This is a genomic window from Geodermatophilus sp. SYSU D00879 (genome assembly GCF_054050375.1).
Genome location: NZ_JBJGZF010000002.1, coordinates 41,271 through 64,873, shown reverse-complemented (window position 1 = coordinate 64,873; position 23,603 = coordinate 41,271). Strand labels below are relative to the sequence as shown.

General features: G+C 75.7%; 25 protein-coding genes. 21 read left to right on the top strand and 4 right to left on the bottom strand.

Annotated elements, in window-relative coordinates; all coding sequences use genetic code 11:
* Positions 1 to 44: 44 nt before the first annotated feature.
* Complete coding sequence (ftsY, locus tag ACI79B_RS03710) at positions 45 to 1,280, top strand: signal recognition particle-docking protein FtsY (protein ID WP_456929228.1); 1,236 nt, start codon at positions 45 to 47, stop codon at positions 1,278 to 1,280.
* On the opposite strand, the gene nicT is transcribed toward ftsY, so the two are convergent.
* Positions 1,277 to 2,404, bottom strand: coding sequence for a Nickel transporter NicT (gene nicT / locus ACI79B_RS03705; protein WP_456929229.1), 1,128 nt, complete (start codon positions 2,402 to 2,404; stop codon positions 1,277 to 1,279). The genes ftsY and nicT overlap by 4 nt on opposite strands.
* 335 nt (positions 2,405 to 2,739) lie before the next feature.
* Between nicT and ACI79B_RS03700 the strand changes: the two genes are divergently transcribed.
* The 6 genes from ACI79B_RS03700 (at position 2,740) to ACI79B_RS03675 (ending at position 9,923) form a co-directional block, all read left to right on the top strand.
* The gene (locus ACI79B_RS03700; RefSeq protein ID WP_456929230.1) at positions 2,740 to 4,080 is read left to right on the top strand and encodes an ammonium transporter; all 1,341 of its coding nucleotides are present in this window, start codon (positions 2,740 to 2,742) and stop codon (positions 4,078 to 4,080) included.
* Positions 4,077 to 4,415, top strand: a complete 339-nt coding sequence (locus ACI79B_RS03695; RefSeq protein ID WP_073421809.1) for a P-II family nitrogen regulator — start codon at positions 4,077 to 4,079, stop codon at positions 4,413 to 4,415. Before ACI79B_RS03700 ends, ACI79B_RS03695 begins: the two co-directional genes overlap by 4 nt.
* Positions 4,416 to 4,518: 103 nt before the next feature.
* Positions 4,519 to 6,885 carry a [protein-PII] uridylyltransferase gene (locus ACI79B_RS03690; RefSeq protein ID WP_456929874.1) on the top strand — a complete coding sequence of 789 codons (2,367 nt, stop codon included), beginning with the start codon at positions 4,519 to 4,521 and terminating at the stop codon, positions 6,883 to 6,885.
* Positions 6,886 to 6,972: 87 nt separating this feature from the next.
* Positions 6,973 to 7,179 carry a hypothetical protein gene (locus ACI79B_RS03685; RefSeq protein ID WP_456929875.1) on the top strand — a complete coding sequence of 69 codons (207 nt, stop codon included), beginning with the start codon at positions 6,973 to 6,975 and terminating at the stop codon, positions 7,177 to 7,179.
* Between the two features lie 93 nt (positions 7,180 to 7,272).
* Positions 7,273 to 8,844, top strand: a complete 1,572-nt coding sequence (ffh, locus tag ACI79B_RS03680; RefSeq protein WP_456929876.1) for a signal recognition particle protein — start codon at positions 7,273 to 7,275, stop codon at positions 8,842 to 8,844.
* Positions 8,841 to 9,923 carry an amidohydrolase family protein gene (locus ACI79B_RS03675; RefSeq protein WP_456929877.1) on the top strand — a complete coding sequence of 361 codons (1,083 nt, stop codon included), beginning with the start codon at positions 8,841 to 8,843 and terminating at the stop codon, positions 9,921 to 9,923. Before ffh ends, ACI79B_RS03675 begins: the two co-directional genes overlap by 4 nt.
* A 6-nt stretch (positions 9,924 to 9,929) precedes the next feature.
* Here the strand turns inward: ACI79B_RS03675 and ACI79B_RS03670 are convergent, their stop codons facing one another.
* A complete protein-coding gene (locus ACI79B_RS03670) occupies positions 9,930 to 10,493 on the bottom strand; it encodes a hypothetical protein (protein ID WP_456929878.1) in 564 nt (187 codons plus the stop codon).
* Positions 10,494 to 10,649: 156 nt separating this feature from the next.
* On the opposite strand from ACI79B_RS03670, the gene ACI79B_RS03665 reads away from it, so the two are divergent.
* Entirely contained in the window at positions 10,650 to 12,416 is a 1,767-nt protein-coding gene (locus ACI79B_RS03665) for a proline--tRNA ligase (RefSeq protein WP_456929879.1), read from the top strand.
* Here ACI79B_RS03665 and ACI79B_RS03660 read toward each other — a convergent pair.
* A complete protein-coding gene (locus ACI79B_RS03660; RefSeq protein WP_456929880.1) occupies positions 12,383 to 12,784 on the bottom strand; it encodes a VOC family protein in 402 nt (133 codons plus the stop codon). The genes ACI79B_RS03665 and ACI79B_RS03660 overlap by 34 nt on opposite strands.
* A gap of 158 nt (positions 12,785 to 12,942) precedes the next feature.
* On the opposite strand from ACI79B_RS03660, the gene rpsP reads away from it, so the two are divergent.
* The 10 genes from rpsP to ACI79B_RS03610 all read left to right on the top strand — a co-directional run bounded on the left by rpsP (position 12,943) and on the right by ACI79B_RS03610 (position 19,273).
* On the top strand, positions 12,943 to 13,422 hold the full coding sequence (rpsP, locus tag ACI79B_RS03655) for a 30S ribosomal protein S16 (RefSeq protein WP_456929881.1): 480 nt from the start codon (positions 12,943 to 12,945) through the stop codon (positions 13,420 to 13,422).
* Between the two features lie 3 nt (positions 13,423 to 13,425).
* Positions 13,426 to 13,662, top strand: a complete 237-nt coding sequence (locus ACI79B_RS03650; protein WP_387993447.1) for an RNA-binding protein — start codon at positions 13,426 to 13,428, stop codon at positions 13,660 to 13,662.
* Between the two features lie 10 nt (positions 13,663 to 13,672).
* A complete protein-coding gene (rimM, locus tag ACI79B_RS03645; protein WP_456929882.1) occupies positions 13,673 to 14,203 on the top strand; it encodes a ribosome maturation factor RimM in 531 nt (176 codons plus the stop codon).
* Positions 14,200 to 14,943 (top strand): tRNA (guanosine(37)-N1)-methyltransferase TrmD, encoded by a 744-nt coding sequence (gene trmD / locus ACI79B_RS03640; protein WP_456929883.1) that lies wholly within the window; start codon positions 14,200 to 14,202, stop codon positions 14,941 to 14,943. The genes rimM and trmD overlap by 4 nt, the downstream gene beginning before the upstream one ends.
* Before the next feature lie 22 nt (positions 14,944 to 14,965).
* A complete protein-coding gene (locus ACI79B_RS03635; RefSeq protein ID WP_456929884.1) occupies positions 14,966 to 15,451 on the top strand; it encodes an NUDIX hydrolase in 486 nt (161 codons plus the stop codon).
* 194 nt (positions 15,452 to 15,645) lie between these two features.
* Positions 15,646 to 16,002: a 50S ribosomal protein L19 gene (gene rplS, locus ACI79B_RS03630; RefSeq protein WP_387993438.1), complete on the top strand. Its 357-nt coding sequence runs from the start codon at positions 15,646 to 15,648 to the stop codon at positions 16,000 to 16,002.
* Positions 16,003 to 16,089: 87 nt separating this feature from the next.
* Entirely contained in the window at positions 16,090 to 16,995 is a 906-nt protein-coding gene (gene lepB / locus ACI79B_RS03625) for a signal peptidase I (RefSeq protein ID WP_456929885.1), read from the top strand.
* A gap of 245 nt (positions 16,996 to 17,240) precedes the next feature.
* On the top strand, positions 17,241 to 17,966 hold the full coding sequence (locus tag ACI79B_RS03620; RefSeq protein WP_456929886.1) for a LuxR C-terminal-related transcriptional regulator: 726 nt from the start codon (positions 17,241 to 17,243) through the stop codon (positions 17,964 to 17,966).
* Positions 17,967 to 18,200: 234 nt separating this feature from the next.
* Positions 18,201 to 18,956, top strand: coding sequence for a ribonuclease HII (locus tag ACI79B_RS03615; protein ID WP_456929887.1), 756 nt, complete (start codon positions 18,201 to 18,203; stop codon positions 18,954 to 18,956).
* Positions 18,953 to 19,273, top strand: coding sequence for a DUF2469 domain-containing protein (locus ACI79B_RS03610; RefSeq protein ID WP_456929888.1), 321 nt, complete (start codon positions 18,953 to 18,955; stop codon positions 19,271 to 19,273). The genes ACI79B_RS03615 and ACI79B_RS03610 overlap by 4 nt, the downstream gene beginning before the upstream one ends.
* 46 nt (positions 19,274 to 19,319) lie before the next feature.
* On the opposite strand, the gene ACI79B_RS03605 is transcribed toward ACI79B_RS03610, so the two are convergent.
* Positions 19,320 to 20,297: an SDR family oxidoreductase gene (locus tag ACI79B_RS03605; protein WP_456929889.1), complete on the bottom strand. Its 978-nt coding sequence runs from the start codon at positions 20,295 to 20,297 to the stop codon at positions 19,320 to 19,322.
* Positions 20,298 to 20,459: 162 nt separating this feature from the next.
* Here ACI79B_RS03605 and ACI79B_RS03600 point away from each other — a divergent pair, with 162 nt between their 5' ends.
* From ACI79B_RS03600 to dprA, 3 genes are read left to right on the top strand one after another with little or no spacing between them, the layout of a single operon-like run.
* Entirely contained in the window at positions 20,460 to 20,819 is a 360-nt protein-coding gene (locus ACI79B_RS03600) for a YraN family protein (protein ID WP_456929890.1), read from the top strand.
* Positions 20,816 to 22,336, top strand: coding sequence for a YifB family Mg chelatase-like AAA ATPase (locus ACI79B_RS03595; RefSeq protein ID WP_456929891.1), 1,521 nt, complete (start codon positions 20,816 to 20,818; stop codon positions 22,334 to 22,336). Before ACI79B_RS03600 ends, ACI79B_RS03595 begins: the two co-directional genes overlap by 4 nt.
* Positions 22,333 to 23,589 (top strand): DNA-processing protein DprA, encoded by a 1,257-nt coding sequence (gene dprA, locus ACI79B_RS03590; RefSeq protein ID WP_456929892.1) that lies wholly within the window; start codon positions 22,333 to 22,335, stop codon positions 23,587 to 23,589. The genes ACI79B_RS03595 and dprA overlap by 4 nt, the downstream gene beginning before the upstream one ends.
* The last annotated feature ends 14 nt before the right edge of the window (positions 23,590 to 23,603 follow it).

The following is a 23,603-nucleotide window of genomic DNA, read 5'->3' as shown; positions in this document are numbered from 1 at the left end:
TTCCGCCCAGAGCCTCCGGTGCGGATGCTGGGAGACTGACGGCCATGGAGTTCGTGCTGATCGCGATCGCGATCGTCCTCGTGGCCCTGGTCGCCGGGGTGGGCCTCCTGGTGGGCCGCGGTCGCCGCACCACCCGGCTGGACGAGGACGCTGCCGCCGGCACCACGCTCACCCGCCCGCGCCCGCCCACGGCGCCGCCCGCGCCGCCGCGCGAGGACCGCCCGTCCGGTGCCACCGCCTCCGGTCAGGGTCTCGCGCCGGCCGAGCCGGACACCGTCTCGCCCGAGGCGCCGCCTGCCGTCGAGCTGCCGCCGGCCGAGGCGGAGCCGGGCGTCGTCTTCGAGACGCCCCCGCCCTCGGCCGGCCGGCTGGTGCGGCTGCGCTCCCGGCTGGCCCGCTCGCAGTCCTCGCTGGGCCGCGGCCTGCTGACCGTGCTGGCCCGCGAGCGGCTCACCGAGGACGACTGGGAGGAGGTCGAGGAGACCCTGCTGGCCGCCGACGTCGGCGTCGCCGCGACCACCCAGATCGTCGAGCGGCTGCGCACCCAGTCGATGGTGCTGGCCACCGCCACCCCCGCCGACCTGCGCGCGCTGCTGGTCCGCGAGCTGACCGCCGTCCTCGGGCCCGACCTCGACCGCGGGCTGGCCACCGACCGGCACGGCGGCCGGCCGGGTGTGCTCCTCGTCGTCGGGGTCAACGGGGCCGGCAAGACGACGACGGTCGGCAAGATCGCCCGCGTGCTCGTCGGGGACGGGAGGAGCGTCGTCCTCGGCGCCGCCGACACCTTCCGCGCCGCCGCCGCCGACCAGCTCGAGACCTGGGGCGAGCGGGTGGGCGTGCTCACCGTCCGCGGGCGGGAGGGCGCCGACCCGGCGTCGGTGGCGTTCGAGGCGGTGCGCACCGGCGTCGAGGCCGAGGTCGACACCGTCGTCGTCGACACCGCCGGGCGGCTGCACACCAAGTCCGGCCTCATGGACGAGCTGGGCAAGATCAAGCGGGTCGTGGAGAAGCAGAGCCCGGTCACCGAGACGCTGCTGGTCCTCGACGCGACCACCGGCCAGAACGGCATCGTGCAGGCGCGGGTGTTCACCCAGGCCGTCGACGTCACCGGCGTGGTGCTCACCAAGCTCGACGGCACCGCCAAGGGCGGCATCGTCGTCTCGGTGCAGCGCGAGCTCGGCATCCCGGTCAAGCTCATCGGCCTGGGGGAGGGCGCCGACGACCTCGCGCCGTTCGAGCCGGAGGTCTTCGCCGAGGGCCTGGTCGGCGCCGCGGACTAGCGGGCCCCGGCCGGGTCCGACCAGCGCTGCTCGATCCGGCCGACCCGCCAGACCACCGCGGCGACCGCCCAGGTCACCACGAACAGCCCGACGATCGCGAACCCGACGAACTCCAGGTCGAGCGAGGCCAGCCAGGCCAGCGGGCCGCCGTCGACGTGCAGCCGCTCGACCAGCAGGCCGATGAGCACGAGGGCGCCGATCACCAGGGCCACGGTCACCGACAGCACCGTGATGGTCAGGTTGTAGAAGACCTTGCGGACCGGCTTGAGGAACGCCCAGCCGTAGGCGCGCGACATCAGGACGCCGTCGGCGGTGTCGAACAGGCTCATGCCGGCGGCGAACAGGACCGGCAGGACGAGGATCGCGTACCAGGGCAGCACGAACGCCGCCGAGCCCGCGGCCAGCACCAGCAGCGCGACCTGGGTGGCGGTGTCGAACCCGAGGCCCATGAGCAGCCCGACCGGGTAGAGGTGCCAGGCGCGGTCGACCCGGCGGGTCACCCGGCCCAGCAGCCGGGCGAGGAAGCCGCGGTTGTGCAGGTGGTGCTCGAGCTCGGCCTCGTCGTACTCGCCGGTGCGCATCCGGCGGAACACCCGGGCGATGCCCACGGCCGAGCCCAGGTTCATCAGGCCGATGAGCAGCAGGAAGCTGCCGGCGACGAGCGTGCCGACCAGCGCCAGCGTCTGCCCGACGGCGTTGTCGTCCTCCTGGACCACCCCGGCCACCGAGCGCACCCCGGCCACCAGCAGCAGGCTCGCGACGAAGACCACCGACGAGTGCCCGAGGGAGAACCAGAAGCCGGTGCTCACCGACGGGCGGCCGTCCTCGACCAGCTTCCGGGTGGTGTTGTCGATCGAGGCGATGTGGTCGGCGTCGAAGGCGTGCCGGACGCCGAGCATGTAGGCGGTCAGGCCCACGCCGACGCCGAGCACGCCGGTGCTGCCCAGCCGGTACTCCTGCGGCGCCACGGCGAGGACGAGGACGCCCCAGCCGACGACGTGCAGCAGCAGCACGAACGCCGCCATCCCGCCGATGGACCGCCACTCGCGGGGGGAGAAGCCCCCGCGCGCCCCGGCGGGCGAGCGCGGTGCACCGAGCGGGGCGGGCACGGCTCGGGCGGGCACGCTCACGGGTTCCTCCAGCGGGGACGGCGGACGGACGCGCCGACCTTATTGCACACAGTTTGCAACTGCACATGCCTCGCAGGCGGGCCCCGCGCGTGGCCGTCGCCCCGCCCGGACGGGCCGGCAACACGGCCGTCACACGACCCCGGGACACGCGGCGCGGAGTTCACGGTCCGGAAACGCGGCGACGACGCCTTCGGAAACAACGCCCCGGCACCGTGAACGCCGCGTCGCCGCCAGGGACGGAGGCGACCGCGACCCCACTCGTCCCCGGCCCGCCGGGGCCCTCTCCCTCGTTGCGGCCGACGGCCCACGACCCACCTCAGGAGGTTGCCGTGGTCAACACCGGCGACACCGCCTGGATCCTCACCAGCGCGGCTCTCGTGCTGTTGATGACGCCGGGCCTCGCGCTCTTCTACGGCGGCATGGTCCGCGCGAAGAGCGTGCTCAACATGATGATGATGAGCTTCGGCGCGCTGGCGCTCATCACCGTGCTCTGGGTGCTCTACGGCTACTCCGTCGCCTTCGGCAACGACGTCGGCGCCGGCCTGCTGGGCGACCCGGGCGAGTTCTTCGGCCTCAAGGGCCTCATGGAGGACACGACCAGCGAGGCCGGCGGCCTGCCGTCGATGGCCTTCGTCGGCTTCCAGGCCGTCTTCGCGATCATCACCGTCGCCCTGATCTCCGGCGCCATCGCCGACCGGGCCAAGTTCGGCTCCTGGATGGTCTTCGCCGGCCTGTGGGCCACCGTCGTCTACTTCCCGGTCGCCCACTGGGTGTTCGACTTCACCCTCACCGACGACGACGGCGTGGTCACCCACACCGGCGGCTGGATCGCCAACAACCTGGCGGCGATCGACTTCGCCGGCGGCACCGCGGTGCACATCAACGCCGGTGCGGCGGGCCTCGCGCTCGCCCTGGTGCTCGGCAAGCGGCGCGGCTTCGGCCGCGAGGCGATGCGCCCGCACAACCTGCCGCTGGTCATGCTCGGCGCCGGCCTGCTGTGGTTCGGCTGGTTCGGCTTCAACGCCGGCTCCGCGCTCGCGGCCAACAACACCGCCGCCGTCGTCTGGGTCAACACCCTCGCCGCCACGGGCGCCGCTGTCCTCGGCTGGCTCGCCACGGAGAAGGTCCGCGACGGGCACGCCACCTCGCTGGGCGCGGCCTCCGGGGCCGTCGCCGGCCTGGTCGCCATCACCCCGGCCTGCTCGTCGCTCTCGCCGGTCGGCAGCATCGTCGTGGGCCTCGTCGCCGGTGCGCTGTGCGCCCTCGCCGTCGGGCTGAAGTACCGCCTCGGCTACGACGACTCGCTCGACGTCGTCGGCGTCCACCTGGTCGGCGGCCTCTGGGGCACCCTCGCCGTCGGGTTCTTCGCCACCGCCGACGCGCCGGCCGGTGTCGACGGGCTCTTCTACGGTGGCGGTGTCGACCAGCTCTGGCGGCAGGCCGTCGGCGCCGTCGCGGTGCTCGTGTTCTCCTTCGTCCTGACGCTGGTGATCGCCACGGTCGTCAAGGCCGTCATGGGCTTCCGGATCAGCGAGGAGGACGAGGTCGCCGGGATCGACACCGTCGTCCACGCCGAGTCCGGGTACGACTTCACCAGCCTCGGGGGCGGCAGCGGGTCCGCCCTCCACCAGGCCACCACCCCGAAGACCACGGAAGGGGTCCGGGCATGAAGCTCGTCACCGCCATCATCAAGCCGTTCAAGCTCGACGACGTGAAGAACGCCCTCGAACTGATCGGGATCACCGGGCTCACCGTCAGCGAGGTCCAGGGCTTCGGCCGCCAGCGCGGCCACACCGAGGTCTACCGCGGCGCCGAGTACCAGGTGGACTTCGTCCCGAAGGTCCGCATCGAGGTCGTCGTCGGCGAGATCGAGGCCGCCCGCGTGGTGGACGCCGTCGTGGAGTCCGCCTCCACCGGCCAGATCGGCGACGGCAAGGTCTGGGTCACCACGATCGACGAGATCGTGCGGGTCCGGACCGGCGAGCGCGGCGAGGACGCGCTGTAGCCGGTCCCGACCGGAGCCCGTCCGGGGGGCCGGGGGGGGGGTGGGGCCCCCCCCCCCCCCCCCCCCCGACGCCGTTCCCGAACCGCTGACCGAGGGGGAGACCGTGCCGGACCTGGGGTCGCTGCCCGAGCTGCCGCGCGCCGAGCGGGTGCGGGTGCTCGACGCCTGGCTGGGCGGCCTGCTGGCCGACGCCGTGGCCGGCACGCCGCCCCCGCGGCCGCGCCGCGGGGGTCCGCCGCCGCGGACCGGCACCGACGGCGTCGCGCTCGTGGCCGTGGGCAGCCTCGGCCGGCGCGAACCGCCCCCGCACGGCGACCTGGACCTCGTGCTGGTCCACGACGGCCGGCCGGAGGTCGCCGCCCTCGCCGACGCCGTCTGGTACCCGATCTGGGACGCCGGCGTCCGGCTGGACCACTCGGTGCGCTCGGTCGCCGAGGCCGTGTCGGTGGCCTGCACCGACGTGAAGGCCGGCCTCGGGCTGCTCGACGCGCGGCTGGTCGCCGGCGACGCGGCCCTCGCCGCGTCGCTGCGCACCGCCACGCTGGCCAGCTGGCGGCAGTCGGCGTCGAAGCTGCTGCCGCAGCTGCGCGACCTGCGCCGCGGCCGCGCCCGGCAGGTCGGGGAGCTGGCCTTCCTGCTCGAGCCCGACCTCAAGGAGGCCTACGGCGGCCTGCGCGAGGGCCAGGTGCTGCGCGCGGTCGCCGCCGCCCAGCTCGGCGACGAGCCCTCCGCCGAGGCCGAGGCGGCCTACTCCTTGCTGCTCGACGTCCGCGACGAGCTGCGCCGCCGCTCCGGCCGGCCCACCGACGTCCTGGTGCGCCAGGAGCAGCGCCCGGTCGCCGCGGCGCTCGGCCTCGCCGACGAGGACGTGCTGCTGCGCGAGGTGAGCCTGGCCGGGCGCCGGCTGGCCTTCGTCGCCGACGACACCTGGCGGCGGGTGGAGGCCGCGCTGGTCCGGCGGCCGCGCGCCCGCTACCGCCGGGTGCGCCGCGAGCCGCTGGCCGAGGGCGTGGTGCGCCAGGGCGACGAGGTGGTGCTCGCCCGCGACGCCCGCCCGGCCGCCGACCCCGGCCTCGTGCTGCGCGGCGCCGCGGCCGCCGCCCGGGCCGACCTGCTGCTGTCGCCCTACACGCTCAAGGTGCTCGCGGTGCACTCGCCGCCGGTGCCCGAGCCGTGGCCGGCCGAGGTCCGCTGGTCGTTCCTGCGGCTGCTGGCCAGCGGCCGCGCGGCGGTGCCGGTCCTCGAGCAGCTGGACCAGGAGGGTCTGCTGGCCCGGCTGCTGCCGGAGTGGGACCGGGTGCGGTCGCTGCCGCAGCGCCACCCGTGGCACCGGTTCACCGTCGACCGGCACCTGGTCGAGGCCGCCGCGGCCGCCGCCGAGCTCACCCACGACGTCGACCGGCCCGACCTGCTGCTGGTGGCGGCGCTGCTGCACGACGTCGGCAAGGGCTGGCCGGGCGACCACAGCGTCGTCGGGGAGCCGATCGCCGCCGGCGTCGCCGAGCGCATGGGCTTCACGCCGGCCGACGTCGCCACCGTGGGCACGCTGGTCCGCCACCACCTGCTGCTGCCCGACACCGCCACCCGCCGCGACATCGACGACCCCGCCACCATCGAGCGGGTCGCCGACACCATCGGCCGCGACGCCCAGGTGCTGCAGCTGCTGCACGCGCTGGCGCAGGCCGACGGCGCGGCCACCAGCACCTCGGCGTGGTCGCCGTGGAAGGCCCACCTGGTCGCCCACCTGGTGGCGCGCGTGCAGGCGCACCTCGGCGGCACCGTGGTGGACGGGCCCGACCCCGTGCTGCACCCCACCGAGCCGACGGTCACCCAGGCCGGCGGCGACGGCGCGGTCACCGTGGGGGTCGAGGACGTCGCCGACGGCCAGCAGGTGACCATCGGGGCGCCCGACGCGCACGGCCTGTTCAGCCGGCTCGCCGGGGTGCTCGCGCTCAACCAGCTCGACGTCCGCGCGGCGAAGGTGAACGTCGTCGAGGGCCGGGCGACCGCGGTGTTCGCCGTCCGCCCGCGGTTCGGCCGCGCGCCGCAGCCGACGATCCTGGCCGACGCCGTCCGCGCCGCCCTGGAGGGGACGCTGCCGCTGGCCGACCGGCTGCGCCAGCGGGAGGCCGACTACCGGCAGGACGCCGCCCGGTCCGCGCCGCCGCGGATCTCCTGGCACGACTCGGAGGTCAGCGGGGAGGCGACCAGCATCGTCGAGGTGCGCGCCGGCGACCGGGCGGGTCTGCTGTACCGGCTCACCGCCGCGCTCGCCGCCGAGGGCCTCGACGTCACCTCCGCGCGGATCGAGACCCTCGGGGCCGACGCCGCCGACTACTTCTACGTCTGCAGCCCCACCGGCTGCCCGATCGACGCCGGGCAGCGGGCCCGGGTCGAGGCGGCGCTGGTGGCCGCGGCGCGCGGTGCCGTCCCCGACCCGGCACGCACCGGCGGCGACACGCCGGGCTGAGGCGGCCCGGGACTGTCGGTGCCCCGTGCGACCGTCGGGACGAGGCGGGACGGACCGGTCCCGCATCCGACGCCGAGGGGGATCCGCGTGACCGTCCAGCAGACCGCAGCCCTGCCGACCTGGCCGTGCCGGGACTGCGGCGGGGACCAGGTGTTCGAGCAGCCGCCGTGCGCCGACGGGCACACCGACGACGGCGGCGAGTGCCCCGAGTGGATCTGCACCGGCTGCGGCGGCGCGCTCCTGGTCGGCGGGGCCGAGGTCGTCGCCGGGGCGGCGGTGCGGCGCGCGGCCTGAGCGGTGCGCACGGCCGGGCCGGGATGTCCCGGCTGGATACCCTGGGGTCAGGTGGCGCGGCCCGTCCGCGCCCGTGACTGCTGAGGACTGCTCGTGTTCGAGACTCTCTCCGACCGCCTCGACAAGGTCTTCACCGGCCTGCGGGGCAAGGGCCGGCTGACCGACGCCGACATCGACGCCACCGCGCGCGAGATCCGCATCGCGCTGCTGGAGGCCGACGTCGCGCTGCCGGTGGTGCGCGCCTTCATCGCCGCGATCAAGGAGCGGGCGCGCGGTGCCGCGGTGTCGCAGGCGCTCAACCCGGCCCAGCAGGTCATCAAGATCGTCAACGAGGAGCTCATCGAGATCCTCGGCGGGGAGACCCGGCGGCTGCGCTACGCCAAGACCTCGCCGACGGTGATCATGCTCGCCGGTCTGCAGGGCTCCGGTAAGACCACGCTGGCCGGCAAGCTCGGCCGCTGGCTCAAGTCCCAGGGGCACACGCCGCTGCTGGTGGCCTGTGACCTGCAGCGCCCCAACGCGGTCAACCAGCTGTCGATCGTCGCCCAGCAGGCCGGCGTCGACGTCTACGCGCCGGAGCCGGGGAACGGGGTCGGCGACCCGATCCGGGTGGCCGCCGACTCCATCGAGCACGCCCGCCGCACGATGCACGACGTCGTCGTCGTCGACACCGCCGGCCGGCTGGGCATCGACGCCGAGCTGATGGCGCAGGCCGCCGGCATCCGCGACGCCGTGCAGCCGGACGAGACGCTGTTCGTCGTCGACGCGATGATCGGCCAGGACGCCGTCACCACCGCCGAGGCCTTCCGCGACGGTGTCGGCTTCTCCGGCGTCGTGCTCACCAAGCTCGACGGCGACGCCCGCGGTGGCGCCGCGCTCTCGGTCCGCTACGTGACCGGGCAGCCGATCATGTTCGCCTCCACCGGCGAGAAGCTCACCGACTTCGACGTCTTCCACCCCGAGCGGATGGCCTCGCGCATCCTCGGCATGGGCGACGTGCTCACCCTCATCGAGCAGGCCGAGCAGGCCTTCGACGCCGAGCAGGCCGAGAAGATGGCCGGCAAGCTCGTCAGCCGCGAGGGCTTCACCCTCGAGGACTTCCTCGAGCAGATGATGGCCATCCGCAAGATGGGCCCGATCGCCAACCTGCTCGGCATGCTGCCCGGCGCGGGCGCGATGAAGGAGCAGCTCAAGCAGGTCGACGACCGCGACCTGGACCGCACCGCGGCGATCATCCGCTCGATGACCCCGCAGGAGCGGGTCGACTCGAAGATCATCAACGCGTCGCGGCGGGTGCGCATCGCCAACGGCTCGGGCGTGACCGTCACCGAGGTCAACCAGCTGCTGGAGCGCTTCGCGCAGGCCCAGAAGATGATGGGCCAGATGGCCGGCAGCATGGGCCTGCCGGGCATGGGCCCGATGTCGAAGAAGGCCCGCGGCCGGCAGATGCAGGCCCAGTCCTCGAAGAAGGGCAAGGGCAAGAAGGGCAAGGGCGGCGGCAAGGCCCCGGCCCGCCGGCCGATGGGCGCCTCGGGCCTGCCCCCGGGCGCCGGCTTCCCGGGCGGCCTGCCGGGGGGCATGCCCTCGCTGCCGCCGGGCCAGGCGCTGCCGGACCTGTCCAAGCTCGACTTCAGCAAGTTCGGGGACGAGCGGCCCGGGCGGTGACCGCCCCCTCCCTGCACCTGTCCGGGGTCGTCCTCCCCGAGGGCGAGCACCGCGACCTGTGGATCCGCGACGGGCGGGTCACCTTCGAGCGGGTCCCGGGCGCCGAGACCGTCTCCCGCGGCGGCTGGCTGCTGCCCGGCCTGGTCGACGCGCACTGCCACGTCGGCATCGGGCGCGGCGGGGTCCCCGTCGAGGACCTTGCCGGGCTGCGCGAGCAGGCGCTGGCCGAGCGGGCCGCCGGGGTGCTGGCGCTGCGCGACTGCGGCTCGCCGGTGGACACCCGGGCCCTGGACGACGAGCCCGACCTGCCGACGATCGTCCGCGCCGGCCGGCACCTGGCCGCGACCCGGCGCTACATCCCGGGCCTGGCAGTGGAGCTGGAGCCGGCCGGGCTGGTCGAGCAGGTACGGGTGCAGGCCCGCCGCGGCGACGGCTGGGTGAAGCTGGTCGGCGACTGGATCGACCGCTCGGTGGGCGACCTCGCGCCGGAGTGGCCGGCCGACGTCGTGGCCGAGGCGATCGCCGCGGCGCACGAGGAGGGCGCGCGGGTCACCGCGCACACCTTCGGCACCGACGCGCTGCCCGACCTGATCCGCGCCGGCATCGACTGCATCGAGCACGGCACCGGGCTCACCGAGGACCTCGTCGGCGAGATGGCCGCCCGCGGCACCGCGGTCGTCCCGACGCTGGTCAACGTGGAGAACTTCCCCGGGTTCGCGGCGGCGGGGGAGGCGAGGTTCCCGGCGTACGCGAGCACGATGCGGCGGCTGTACGCGTCCTCGGGCGCGGTGGTGCGGGCGGCCTTCGAGGCCGGCGTGCCGGTGTTCGCCGGCACCGACGCCGGCGGCGGCATCGAGCACGGCCGGATCGCCGACGAGGTCCGCGCGCTGTGCGAGGCCGGGCTGCCGGCCGAGGCGGCGCTGGCCGCGGCGTCGTGGTCCGCGCGGGCCTGGCTGGGCCTGCCCGGCATCGAGGAGGGGGCGCGGGCCGACCTCACGGTCTACGACGGCGACCCGCGCGCCGACCTCGGCGTCCTGACCCGGCCGCGGCTCACGGTGCTGCGCGGCCGGGTCGTCTGAGCGCGGTCAGACGTCGACGCCGGCGGCGGCGCAGGCGGTGCCGAACTCGGTGACCGGGCCGGTCAGGTCGGTGACCGCGGTGATGACGTCGCCACCCGACTGCACGTCGTCGATCGCGGCGTCGGTGGCTGCGGAGACGGCGTCAGCGGCGGCGAGCAGGGGCGCGCCGGCGTCCCGGTGGTCGGCCGGGGCGTCGCGCAGCGCCTCGAGCAGCGGGACGACGCCGGCGGGGTCGACGTAGCCGGTCTCGTCGACCGAGATCAGCGACAGGCCGACGTAGCCGAACCAGCCGGCCACCGCCTGGCACAGGCCCTCGTCGCCGGGGACACCGGCGCCGGGGACCGGCAGGTCGTCGTCGCTCGCGGGCACGCTGCCGGTCTCCGGCGCCGGGTCGGTCACCGGTTCGGTCTCCCCGGCCTCCTCCACCGGCGGGGCGGCCGTCTCGGTCGAGGCCTCGGCGGACCGCGACACGGGCGTGGCCGAGCCGCTGACCGCGGTGGAGCAGGCGGCCAGCGAGGCGCCGGCGGTGAGGGCGAGGACGGCGGTGGCCAGGCGGCGGGGGGTGCGCACGGGGGACTCCAGGGAGCTCGAGCCGGGTGTCGGCGGGGGTGAGGCCGCCGGTCGGCGGCTCGCCGGGGACGACGGTCGCGGCCGGTGCTTGTGCCGCTCTTGCGGGCGGCTGACCGTGCGGCACAACCCGTTCGCGCGCCCTGGGAGACTCGTGTCGTGCTGTTGCGGATGTCCTCCCTGTTCCTGCGCACCCTGCGCGACGACCCGGCCGACGCCGAGGTCCCGAGCCATCGCCTGCTCGTGCGGGCCGGCTACATCCGCCGGGCCGCGCCGGGCGGCTTCACCTGGCTGCCGCTGGGCTACCGGGTCTTCCGCAACGTGGAGCGCGTCGTCCGCGAGGAGATGGACCGGATGGGCGCGCAGGAGGTGCACTTCCCGGCGCTGCTGCCCCGCGAGCCCTACGAGGCGACCAACCGCTGGACCGAGTACGGCCCCAACCTCTTCCGCCTGCAGGACCGCCGGGGCGCGGACTTCCTCCTCGGGCCCACGCACGAGGAGGTGTTCACGCTCCTGGTGAAGGACCTGTACTCGTCGTACAAGGACCTGCCGCTGTCGCTGTACCAGATCCAGACCAAGTACCGGGACGAGGCGCGGCCCCGGGCGGGGCTGTTCCGCACCCGCGAGTTCACGATGAAGGACAGCTACTCCTTCGACGTCGACGACGCGGGCCTCGACGCCTCCTACGCCGCGCACCGCGCCGCCTACGTCCGGATCTTCGACCGGCTGGGCCTCGAGTACGTGATCGTCTCGGCGATGTCCGGCGCGATGGGGGGCTCCAAGAGCGAGGAGTTCCTGCACCCGACCGAGATCGGCGAGGACACCTTCGTCCGCTCGGCCGGCGGCTACGCGGCCAACGTCGAGGCGGTCAGCACCGTCGTCCCCGAGCCGCTGCCGATCGAGGGCCTGCCCGAGGCGCACGTCGAGGACACCCCCGACACCCCGACCATCGAGACGCTGGTCGCCGTCGCGCGGGAGCTGTTCCCCGACGCCGGGTACACGGCCGCCTCCACGCTGAAGAACGTCGTCGTCACGCTCGTGCACCCCGACGGCACGCGGGAGCCGCTGGTCATCGGCATCCCCGGCGACCGCGAGGTCGACGCCAAGCGGCTGGAGGCGCAGGTGGCGCCGGCCGAGGTGGAGCCGTTCACCGACTTCGAGGCGCACCCGGCGCTGGTCAAGGGCTACATCGGCCCGCAGGTGCTCGGGAAGGACAGCGAGTCGGGCATCCGCTACCTCGTCGACCCCCGCGTCGTGCCCGGCACCCGCTGGGTCACCGGCGCCAACGAGCCGGGCAAGCACGTGTTCGACCTGGTGGCCGGGCGCGACTTCTCCTGGGACGGCACCGTCGAGGCCGCCGAGGTGCTGCCCGGCGACCCCGCGCCCGACGGCTCGGGCCCGCTGGAGCTCGCCCGCGGCGTGGAGATCGGGCACATCTTCCAGCTGGGCCGCAAGTACGCCGACGCCCTCGGCCTCCAGGTGCTCGACGAGAACGGCAAGCTCGTCACCGTCACCATGGGCTCCTACGGCATCGGCGTCTCCCGCGCGGTCGCCGCGATCGCCGAGTCCACCCACGACGAGCTGGGCCTGGTCTGGCCGCGCGAGATCGCCCCGGCCGACGTGCACGTCGTCGCCACCGGCAAGGACGCCGCGGTGTTCGAGGCCGCGCAGGCGCTGTCCGACGAGCTGGTCGCCGCCGGGCTGACCGTGCTCTACGACGACCGGCCGAAGGTGTCGCCCGGGGTGAAGTTCAAGGACGCCGAGCTGCTCGGGATGCCGACCATCGTGACCGTCGGCCGCGGGCTCGCCGACGGCGTCGTCGAGCTGCGCGACCGGGCGACGGGGGAGCGGTCGGAGGTGCCGGTGGCCGACGCCGCGGCGGCGGTGCTCGCTCAGGTCCGGTCGGAGACCAGCTCGACCTCGTAGCCGTCGGCGTCCTCGAGGTAGGCCGCCCGGTGCTGCGGGCCGCCGGCGAACGGGTGGCGGTCGGCGAACAGCAGCCGCCACCCGTGCGCCGGCGCCGCGGCCACCAGGGCGTCGAGGTCGTCGGCGGTGCCGGCCCAGAACGCGAGGTGGTTGAGGCCGGGCCGGCGGCGCTCGTGGGTGTCCGCGGCGAGGTCCGGCGACCGCTCGACGACGACGTAGACGTCGCCGAGCCGCCAGGACCGGCCGTGCTCCCACGACTGGTACGGCGCCGCGCCCAGCGCGGTGAGCAGCCAGCCCCAGGAGCGCTCCGCGCGGGCCAGGTCGGGCACCCACAGCTCGACGTGGTGCAGCAGACCCCGGCTGGTCATGGCACGCCTCCCGGCATCTGGCATCATGGTCGGTCGAACACGGCGGTGTGCGGCCCTCTCACCGACGCCGGCCGTGTCCCTGGCTCCGCCCCGGCGTAACCCCACGCGTCCGTCCGGCGAGCACCGACGAACAGCGTTCGAGGAGATTCCGAGCCACCGTGGCCACCAAGATCAAGCTCATGCGTCTGGGCAAGATGCGTGCTCCGTACTACCGCATCGTCGTCGCCGACTCGCGCACCAAGCGCGAGGGCCGCGTCATCGAGACGATCGGCAAGTACCACCCGAAGGAGGAGCCCTCCTTCATCGAGGTCGACAGCGAGCGCGCGCAGTACTGGCTGGGTGTCGGCGCGCAGCCGACCGAGCCGGTCGCGGCCATCTTCCGCGTGACCGGTGACTGGCAGAAGTTCAAGGGCGAGCCGGCCCCGCCGCCCATGAAGGTCGCCGCCCCCAAGCCCGACCGCAAGGCCCTCTACGAGGAGGCCGTCCGCAGCGCCGGCGAGGAGCCGGCCGCCGGTGCGACCACCCCGAAGAAGAAGGCCGCTCCCAAGGCCGACGACGCCGCCGCCACGGTGGCCGAGGCCGCCGGTGCCGGTGGCGCGGGCCCGGCCGCCGGCGCCACCACGACGCCCGCCGAGTAAGACGTGCTCGAAGAGGCGCTCGAGCACCTGGTCAAGGGCATCGTCGACCACCCGCGCGACGTGACCGTCGACCTGGTCGGCGGCCGTCGCGGCAAGACCCTCGAGGTCCGGGTCCACCCCGACGACCTCGGCAAGGTGATCGGTCGCGGCGGGCGCACCGCCAAGGCGCTGCGCACCGTCATGACCGGCGTCGGCGGCCGCGGCCTGCGGGTCGACGTCGTCGACACCGACGGGCGCTGAGCCGCGCGGCTTGGACGCGCAGAACTCCTCCACCGACACCGTGGTGGTCGGCCGCATCGGCCGGCCCCACGGTGTCCGTGGTGAGGCCACCGTCGAGGTCCGCACCGACGACCCCGGTGAGCGCTTCCGCCCCGGTGCCGTCCTGCGCACCGTCCCCGCCGGGCGCGGTCCGCTGACCGTCGCCGGCGCCCGCTGGCACCGCGAGGTGCTGCTGCTCGCGTTCGAGGGCTATGACAGCCGCGAGGCCGTCGAGACCCTCCGCGACACCCTGCTCGAGGTCCCGGTCGCCGACCTGCCGGCGCTGGAGGACCCCGACGCCTTCTACGACCACCAGCTGGTCGGCCTGGCCGCCCGGCTGACCGACGGCACCCCGCTGGGCGAGGTCACCGCGGTCCGCCACGAGGGCGCGGACCTGCTGGTTGTCGCGCGCCCCGACGGCGGCGAGCTGCTGGTGCCGTTCGTCACGGCGATCGTGCCGACCGTCGACGTGCCCGGCGGTTTCGTCGTCGTCGACCCGCCCGAGGGGCTGCTCGACCTGTGAGCGACGCCTTCCGGATCGACGTCGTCACGATCTTCCCCGAGTACCTGGCGCCGCTGCGCCAGTCGCTGCTCGGGAAGGCCGCCGAGCGCGGCCTGGTCTCCGTCGGCGTGCACGACCTGCGGCAGTGGACCGACGACGTCCACCGCACCGTCGACGACGCCCCCTACGGCGGCGGCCCCGGCATGGTCATGCGCCCCGAGCCGTGGGCGCGCGCCCTGGAGGCCGTCCGCCCGCCCGGCACCCGGCTGGTCGTGCCCACGCCCGCCGGGCGCCCGTTCACCCAGGCCGTCGCCGCCGGGTGGGCCGCCGAGCCCGGGCTGGTGTTCGCCTGCGGCCGCTACGAGGGCATCGACCAGCGGGTGGCCGAGTGGGCCGCCGCGGCCGGGCCGGTGTCGGAGGTCTCGATCGGCGACTACGTGCTCGCCGGTGGCGAGTCCGCGGTGCTGGTGATGGTCGAGGCGGTCACCCGGCTGATCCCCGGCGTCGTCGGCAACCGCGAGTCGGTCGAGTTCGACTCGCACGCCGACGGGCTGCTCGAGGGCCCCTCCTACACCCGCCCGGCGTCGTGGCGCGGGCTGGACGTCCCGCCGGTGCTGCTGTCCGGCGACCACGCCGCCATCGCCCGCTGGCGCCGCGCGGAGTCGCTGCGGCGGACCGCGACCCGGCGTCCCGACCTGCTGGCCGCGCTGCCCGAGGACGCGCTGTCGCCCGCCGACCGGGCGGTCCTCGACGGTGCCTGAGCGCGCGGAGGTCGCTCGGGCGGTGGTCCGCCCCACGGCGCGGGTCGTCGTGCTCGACCCCGACGGCCGGGTGCTGCTGCTCGGCGCCCGGCTGACCGACCCCGCCGTCCCGCCCGGCGACGTGCTGTTCTGGTACACGCCCGGCGGGGGAGTGGAGGACGGCGAGAGCGTCCGCGAGGCCGCCGCCCGCGAGCTGGCCGAGGAGATCGGCCTGGTCGTGGACCCCGCGGCCCTGGAGGGCCCGGTGTGGTTCCGGCGGCACGTCGGATCGTTCGCCGGCGTGCAGATCGACTCGCGGGAGACCTTCTTCGTCCTGCGCGACGTCGTCCACGAGGTGGACGCCACCGGCCGCACCGAGCTTGAGCTGCTGGGTGAGGAGCCGCACCGCTGGTGGACCGCCGCCGAGATCGCCGCGGCGGACGTGGAGTTCGCGCCCCGCGAGCTCGCCGGCGTGCTGCCCGAGCTGCTGGCCGGGCCGTGGCGCCGGCCACCCCGCGTGGTCGACTGACCGGCCCGGGGGCCAGCCCTGCCCGGCCCGCGCTCGGCAGGGTGGCACCCGTGTGGCACAGTAGAGAGTCGCTGCAGACCGGAGGCGCCGCCGACGGGCACTCCTCCCGGAGTCGCAGCCACCTGGTCCGGAGCGTGGGGCACCCCGATGCCCGGGCCGACGACGAGCCAACGCTGAGACCGAGGAATGCTGCGATGAACACCCTGGACGTACTCGACGCCGACTCGCTGCGCGACGACATCCCCGAGTTCCGCCCCGGGGACACCGTCAAGGTGCACGTCCGCGTCGTCGAGGGCAACCGCTCGCGCATCCAGGTCTTCCAGGGCGTCGTCATCCGGCGCCAGGGCGGCGGGATCCGCGAGACCTTCACCGTCCGCAAGGTGAGCTTCGGCGTGGGCGTGGAGCGCACCTTCCCGGTGCACACCCCGGTCGTCGAGAAGATCGAGGTGCTGACCCGCGGTGACGTCCGCCGGGCCAAGCTCTACTACCTGCGCGAGCTGCGCGGCAAGGCCGCCAAGATCAAGGAGCGTCGCGAGACCGTCGCGCGCTGACCGTCCCCGGCTCCGGCCGGACGACTCCGGGCCGGTCCGACCCGGCCTGACCACGGCGGGTCCTCCGCGGCCGTACGCTGGCTCTCGATGAGCAGCGATCGGTCCGGAGGGCCCGCCGACGTCGTCCCGGGGGACGACCCCACGCCCGAGCGGCCGGACGCCGGTGGCCGCCGCCGCACCTGGCGGAGGCGGGACGAGCCGGAGAAGAAGAGCTCGCTGCTGCGCGAGCTGCCCGTGCTGCTGCTCGTGGCCTTCGTGCTCGCGCTGCTGGTGAAGACCTTCCTCGCGCAGGCCTTCTTCATCCCCTCCGGGTCGATGGAGCAGACGCTGCACGGCTGCACCGGCTGCACCGGGGACCGCGTCCTGGTCAACAAGGTCCCGTACTGGTTCGGCGACCCCGAGCCCGGCGACATCGTCGTCTTCCAGGGACCGGACACCTGGACGCCCGAGGTCGTGGTCTCCGAGCCCACCAACTGGTTCACCGGCGGGCTGCTGTGGCTGGGCCGGGCCGTCGGCGTGGCGCCGCCGAGCGAGGACGACTACGTCAAGCGGGTCATCGCCGTGGGCGGCCAGACCGTGCAGTGCTGCGACGCCGAGGGCCGGGTGACCGTCGACGGCGAGCCGCTCGACGAGCCCTACATCTACGAGGACACCCCGCTGGAGTCCCGCGCCTTCGGCCCCGTCACCGTGCCGGAGGGCCGACTCTGGGTCATGGGGGACCACCGGTCGGCCTCGGCCGACTCCCGCTCGCACGTCGGCGACCGCTACGGCGGCACCGTCGCCGTCGACGACGTGATCGGCAAGGCCGCGCTCATCGTGTGGCCGGTGTCCCGGTTCGGCACGCTGGACTCCCCGGACATCCAGGGCACGGAGGCGGCCGCCGCCGCGGGCACCGTCGGCCAGGTGCTCCCGCTCGGCGCGGGCGTCGTCGGCGCGCTGCCGGTCGCGGCGTGGAACCGCCGACACCGGCTGCGCCACCCGCCCCCGCGCTGACCTCCGCCCGCCTCCCGACGGCGCCGTCCCTCCCCGAGGGGCGGCGCCGTCGTCTTTCGTGCGCCATTCCCGGGATCGGCGTCCCCATGTCGACAAAGGGGAGACGGTCGCCTTTCCGGTTTCTCCTGTGACGAGCGCTATCAATACGGGCTGCGAGAAAAATCCCCAGGAAGTGTTCAAGGACCGTGCCATTCATCCCGATGGAGTAGTCGAGAGCAACCCGGTCCACCGAAATGGAGAAAGTCGTGTCCGCACCCCTGGCGAGCGCTACCCGAGGCGTCACCCGCGTGCTCCTCCTCGCCGACGCCCCCGTCCTGCGGCGCGGCCTGGTCAGCATGATCAACGAGACCGCCGGCATGCAGTCGGTGGGCACCCCCGGCGAGCTGCGCCGCGCCCTCACCCTCGTCGAGACCGCCCGGCCCGACGCCGTGGTCGTCGAGATGGGCGCCGGCCGCGCCGCCACCCTCAACGTCGTCCGGGACCTGCGCCGCCGCTTCCCGCGGGTCGCCGTCGTCGCCCTCGCCACCTCCGAGGACCCGGCCGTGGTCAACGAGGCGGTCGCCGCCGGTGTCCGCGGCTACCTGATGCTCAACACCTCGCCGACGCTGCTCGGCTGGGCGATCCTGGCCGCCCGCGCCGGCCGCACCGTCGTCGACCCGCAGATCCGCCGGGTCGAGGGGGCCACCGCCGCGCCGGCCGGCAAGCCGCTCACCCCCGAGGTGCCGCTCACCCGGCGCGAGCAGGACGTCCTCGACGAGCTGCTGCAGGGCCAGTCCAACCGGCAGATCGGCCGCAACCTGTTCATCAGCGAGGACACCGTCAAGTCGCACGTGAAGGCGATCCTGCGCAAGCTCGGCGCCCGCGACCGCGCGCACGCCGTCTCCCTGGTCCTGTCCTCCCGCTCGTCGGGCAGCTGCACCTGCGGCGCCCACGCGCTGACCGTCCCCGCCGCGGCCCCGGCCGAGGTCTGATCCCGGCGCCCGGACCCGGCAGCACCGCGCCGGGTCCGGCGCTCCCCGGCCGGCCGTCCGCCTCCTCGGCGACCGGACCGGGACGACGGGCCGGCCCCCTCTGACCCCGGGGGCCGGCCCGCCGCCGTCTGCGCCCCGGCCCGTCCCGCCGTCCCGGGGACGGGACGTGTCCCCGGGGCGTCGTAGTGTCGGACGGCGATGGCAGGCCGTCTTCCCCCCGCACACCGGGCCGCCGTGACGCCGGCCGCCCGCACCCGCCGTCCCGACCCCGTCGGCGACCCGGGCCGCGACGACGCGCTCTGGGACATGGAGCGCTCGCTCCGTCGGCGCGGGTTCTCCGCCGTCGCCGGCGCCGACGAGGCCGGCCGCGGCGCCTGCGCCGGACCGCTGGTCGCCGCCGCGTGCGTGCTGCCCCCCGGGCGCCGCGGGCGGGTCCCCGGGCTGGCCGACTCCAAGCTCCTGACCGCCGCGGCGCGCGAGCGGGTCTACGCCGAGGTCGTCGACCGCGCGCTGTCCTGGTCGGTCGTGGTCATCCCGGTCGCCGACCTCGACGCGCGCGGCATGCACGTCACCAACCTCGAGGCGCTGCGCCGCGCGGTCAGCGCGCTGGACCCGCCGGCGGACTACGTGCTCACCGACGGCTTCTCCGTGCCCGGCCTCGGGGTGCCGGCCCTGGCCGTGTGGAAGGGCGACCGGGTCGCCGCCTGCGTGGCCGCGGCGTCGGTGCTGGCCAAGGTCACCCGGGACCGGATCATGCTCGGCGTGCACGAGCGCTTCCCGGAGTACGACTTCGCGGTGCACAAGGGCTACACCACCGAGGCGCACACCGCCGCGCTGGAGCGTCACGGGCCCTGTCCCGAGCACCGGTCGCGCTTCGTCAACGTCGTCCGCGCCCGCGACGCGCGCGCCGTCCGGGAACTCCAGCTCACCGCTGCCGGCGGCATGGTCGATGATGGGGGCATGCGCACGATCTCCGGAGAGCCGCGATGAGCACCGAGGACCTGGAGAAGTACGAGACCGAGATGGAGCTGCAGCTCTATCGCGAGTACCGGGACATCGTCCGGCAGTTCACCTACGTGGTGGAGACCGAGCGGCGCTTCTACCTGGCCAACGCCGTCGACCTGCAGGTCCGCGAGGCCGGCGGCGAGGTGTTCTTCGAGCTCAAGCTGTCCGACGCCTGGGTCTGGGACATGTACCGGCCGGCCCGGTTCGTCCGCAACGTCCGGGTGCTGACGTTCAAGGACGTCAACGTCGAGGAGCTGGACAAGCCCGACCTCGAGCTGCCCGAGGGTCCGCGCCTGTCCTGATCCGCAGTCCGGGCCAGGGACGCCGCAGGTCCGGGGCGCTCCCGGCTCAGGCCGGTGAGGGGACGGCCGCCTTCTCGCGCAGCACCTCCGCGACGGTGCTCATGTTCTCGACGCCCATCCGCCTGGTCAGCTCGGTGGTGTCCCAGGGGGTCTCCAGGCAGGCCACGAAGCGGTCGAGCGCCATGACGGTGGCCGCGGCGGGTGCCACGGGCGCCAGCACCCGCTGGGCGACGGCGTAGGCCGCGGCGGGCGTGCTCAGCACCCGGACGCGCCGGTCCAGCACCTCCTCGAAGTGCCGGGCGACGTCGGCCCACGTGAGCACCTCGGGGCCGCCGACGTCCACGGTGCCGTCGACGTCGTGGGCGTCCGCCGCCGCCACCATCAGCCGCGCGACGTCGTGCACGGAGATGAACGCGTGTCGCGCCGACGCCGGTCCGGGCACGAGCATGAGGCCGTGGTCGTCGATGCTGCGGCCGGTCAGGCGGCGGAACCGCTGCAGGAACGGGAAGGGCCGTGACGTGACCGGACGCAGCTCGGCCCGGACCGGGAGAGAGCTGCCCACGAGCGCCAGCCACACCTCGGTGAACGGCGGCAGCCGCAGCGATGCCCACGACAGCGTGGACGCTGCGAGCCGCTCCTCCGTCCGGCGCTTGGCCCGGACCGGTGGCACGGCCTCGTCCACCGGGCCGGCCGGCACGCTGGCGTACACGAAGCGGCGCACCCTGGCCCGCTCGGCCCGGGCCACCAGCTCGGCGTAGCCGCGGACCTCTGCGGCGTGCGTGTCGCCGCGCTGTGTCGGCGCGATCACGCTGGCGGTCGCGACGACGCCCCGGACTCCGGTCAGCGCCGCGTCGAGCGTCTCCGGCGCCCGCAGGTCGGCCGCCACGATCTCCGCGCCGGTCGCTGCGAGGTCGGGCGCGGCCTCCGGCCGGCGCACCACTGCGCGCACCGGACGGCCCTGTGCCGCCAGCAGCCGGACGACCTGGCAGCCCACCTGGCCGGTCGCCCCCACGACGAGGATCACGGTGGTCCCTCCTCCCTGCCGAGCCCGGACGGGGACGCGGCGACGCTAGGAGCCTGTGGGCGGGGACCGACAGGGCACGAGGGCCTCTCCACAGGCCCTCACCCCGTCCACAGAACTGCCGGGAGGTCCCGGACGTCGAGCGTGCGGGCCCACGGTCGGTGGGTGTCCACGAGAACCGAACTCGGCAGCCGCGGGGAGACGATCGCCGCGGCCTACCTCACCGACGCCGGGCTGACCGTCCTCGACCGCAACTGGCGGTGCCGCGACGGCGAGCTCGACATCGTCGCCCGCGAGGGGACGGCGATCGTCTTCTGCGAGGTCAAGACCCGCCGCGCCACCGGCTTCGGCCACCCCGTCGAGGCGGTGACCGCGGCCAAGCAGCGGCGGCTGCGCACGCTGGCCCAGCGGTGGCTGGCCGCCCACGACGAGCACGCGCCCGACCTGCGCTTCGACGTGGTCGGCGTGCTGGTGCGGCCGGCCGCGCCCGCGCTGGTCACCCACCTGCGCGGGGCGTTCTCGTGACGCTCGCCCGCACCTGGTCGGTCGGGCTGGCCGGGGTGTCCGGCGCGATGGTCGAGGTCGAGGTGGACATGTCCGCCGGCGTCCCCGGCGTGGTGCTGGTCGGCCTGCCCGACGCCGTGGTCCGCCAGTCGGTCGACCGGGTCCGCGCGGCCGTGGTCAACACCGGGGCGTCCTGGCCGATGCGGCGGATCACCATCGGGCTGTCGCCGGCGTCGATGCCCAAGCAGGGGAGCGGCTTCGACCTCGCGCTGGCCGCCGCCGTGCTCGCCGCGGCCGGCACGCTCCCGGCCGACGCCGCCGACGGGCTGGTGCTGCTCGGTGAGCTCGGGCTCGACGGCTCGGTGCGCGCGGTCCGCGGTGTCCTGCCCGCCGTGCTGGCCGCCGCCCGGGCCGGGCACGGCACCGTCGTCGTCCCGGCCGGCAACGCGGAGGAGGCCGCGCTGGTCGACGGCGTCGACGTCCTCGCCGTGCACGCCCTCGGCGACCTGGTGGCCCACCTGTCCGGCCGCGCCCGGCTGGCGCCGCACGTCCGCGGCCCGCTGCCCCCGCCGGCACCGGCCCCGGACCTCGGCGACGTCGTCGGCCAGGCCGCGGGCCGGCGTGCGGTGGAGGTCGCCGCGGCCGGCGGGCACCACCTGCTCCTCACCGGGCCGCCGGGGGCGGGCAAGACGATGCTCGCCGAGCGGCTGCCCGGCCTGCTGCCCGTCCTCGACGAGCGGGCCGCGCTCGAGGTCACCGCCATCCACTCGGTCGCCGGCACGCTGCCGCCGGACGCGCCGCTGCTCAGCCGGCCGCCGTTCGAGGCGCCGCACCACTCGGCCACCATGGCCGCCCTCGTCGGCGGCGGCTCGGGCGCCATCCGCCCCGGCGCGCTGTGCCGCGCCCACCGCGGCGTGCTGTTCCTCGACGAGGCGCCGGAGTTCGCCCGGGCGACGCTGGACACGCTGCGCCAGCCCCTCGAGCGGGGCCAGGTCACGATCAGCCGGGCCGCCGGGTCGGCGACCTTCCCGTGCCGCGCCCAGCTCGTGCTGGCCGCCAACCCCTGCCCGTGCGCCAGCGCGGCCGGCGACTCCGTGTGCACCTGCAGCCCGCTGGAGCGCCGCCGCTACCAGTCCCGGTTGTCCGGCCCGCTGCTGGACCGCATCGACCTGCGGATCGAGCTGCCGCCGGTCACCCACGCCGCCTGGCTGGACACCGGCGCGGCCCCGGAGCCGACCGCCGCGGTGGCGGCCCGGGTCGCGGCCGCCCGCGGAGCCGCCGCTGCCCGGCTGCGCGGCACCGGCCTGCTGCTCAACAGCCAGGTGCCCGGGCGGCTGCTGCGCGAGCGCTGGGCGGTGCCGCGGCCGGCGCTGGCGCTGGCCGAGCGGGCGCTGGACCGCGGCCTGCTGTCGGTCCGCGGGCTGGACCGCGTGCTGCGGGTGTCCTGGACGCTGGCCGACCTCGCCGGGCGGGCGGTGCCCGACGGCGGCGACGTCGCCGAGGCGCTGGGCATGCGGCTGCAGCGGGTGGCGGCATGACCGCGCCCACCCTCGACGAGGACCTCGAGGACGCCCTCGCCGGCCCGGCCGCGGTCGACGGTGTCGCGGTCCCCGGCATCCGGCGCGCCCGCGCCTGGCTGACCCGGGCCGCGGAGCCGGGCTCGGTGGCCCTGTGGCGGTGGGTCGACGACGTCGGCCCGGTCGCCGCGGTGCGCGCCCTGCGGGCCGGGGCGGCGCCCGAGCGGGCCCGCGCCCTGGTCGGCGTGCGCGCCGAGCAGGACGCCACCCTCGCCGACCTCCGCCGGGCGGAGCGGTGCGGGGCCCGGCTGGTGGTCCCCGAGGACGACGAGTGGCCCGCGCTGCCGCTGCACGCGCTGACCGTCGCCGCGTACACCGACGGCGACGGCGAGGGCCGGCGCGACCGGACCACCGCGCTCGTCCCGCCGGTCGCCCTGTGGGTGCGCGGCGGCCCGCCGCTGGGACCGGCCGTCGACCGCTCCGTGGCCGTGGTCGGCGCGCGGGCGTCCACGGCCTACGGCGAGCACGTGGCCGCCGACCTCGGCGCGCAGCTGGGGGAGCGCGGCTGGACGGTCGTCTCCGGCGGCGCGTACGGCATCGACGTCGCCGCCCACCGCGGCGCGCTGTCCGCGGGCGCCCCCACCGTGGTCGTGCTCGCCTGCGGGGTCGACCGGGCCTACCCGGCCGCCCACTCCGCGGTGTTCGAGCGCATCGTCAGCGGCGGCGGCCTGCTGGTCAGCGAGTGGCCGCCGGGCGCGGCTCCGCACCGGCACCGCTTCCTCGTCCGCAACCGGATCATCGCCGGGCTCACCCGCGGCACCGTGGTGGTCGAGGCCGCGGCCCGCTCCGGCGCGCAGGCGACCGCCCGGCGCGCCCGCGCCCTGGGCAAGGAGGTGCTGGTGGTGCCCGGTCCGGTGACGAGCGCGATGTCGGTCGGCTGCCACGAGCTGCTGCGGGAGCAGGAGTCCGGCGCCCGGCTGGTCAGCAGCGCCGCGCAGGTCATCGAGGCCGTCGGCAGCCTCGGGGACGACCTGGCCGCGCCGGCGCACCGGCCCGTGTCACCGCGCGACGGCCTGTCCGACCTGGCCCGCCGGGTGCTCGACGCCTGCCCGGTGCGGACCGGCGTGAGCGCCGAGCGGCTGGCCGCGGTCGCCGGCTGCGACCCGCTGGAGGCGATGCGCGTGCTGCCCGGCCTGGAGATCGCCGAGCTCGTGCAGTGGACCGGCACCGGCTGGCGGCTGGCGCCACCGCCGCGGGCGGGACGCGGCCGCTGACCCGGCGGGTGCGC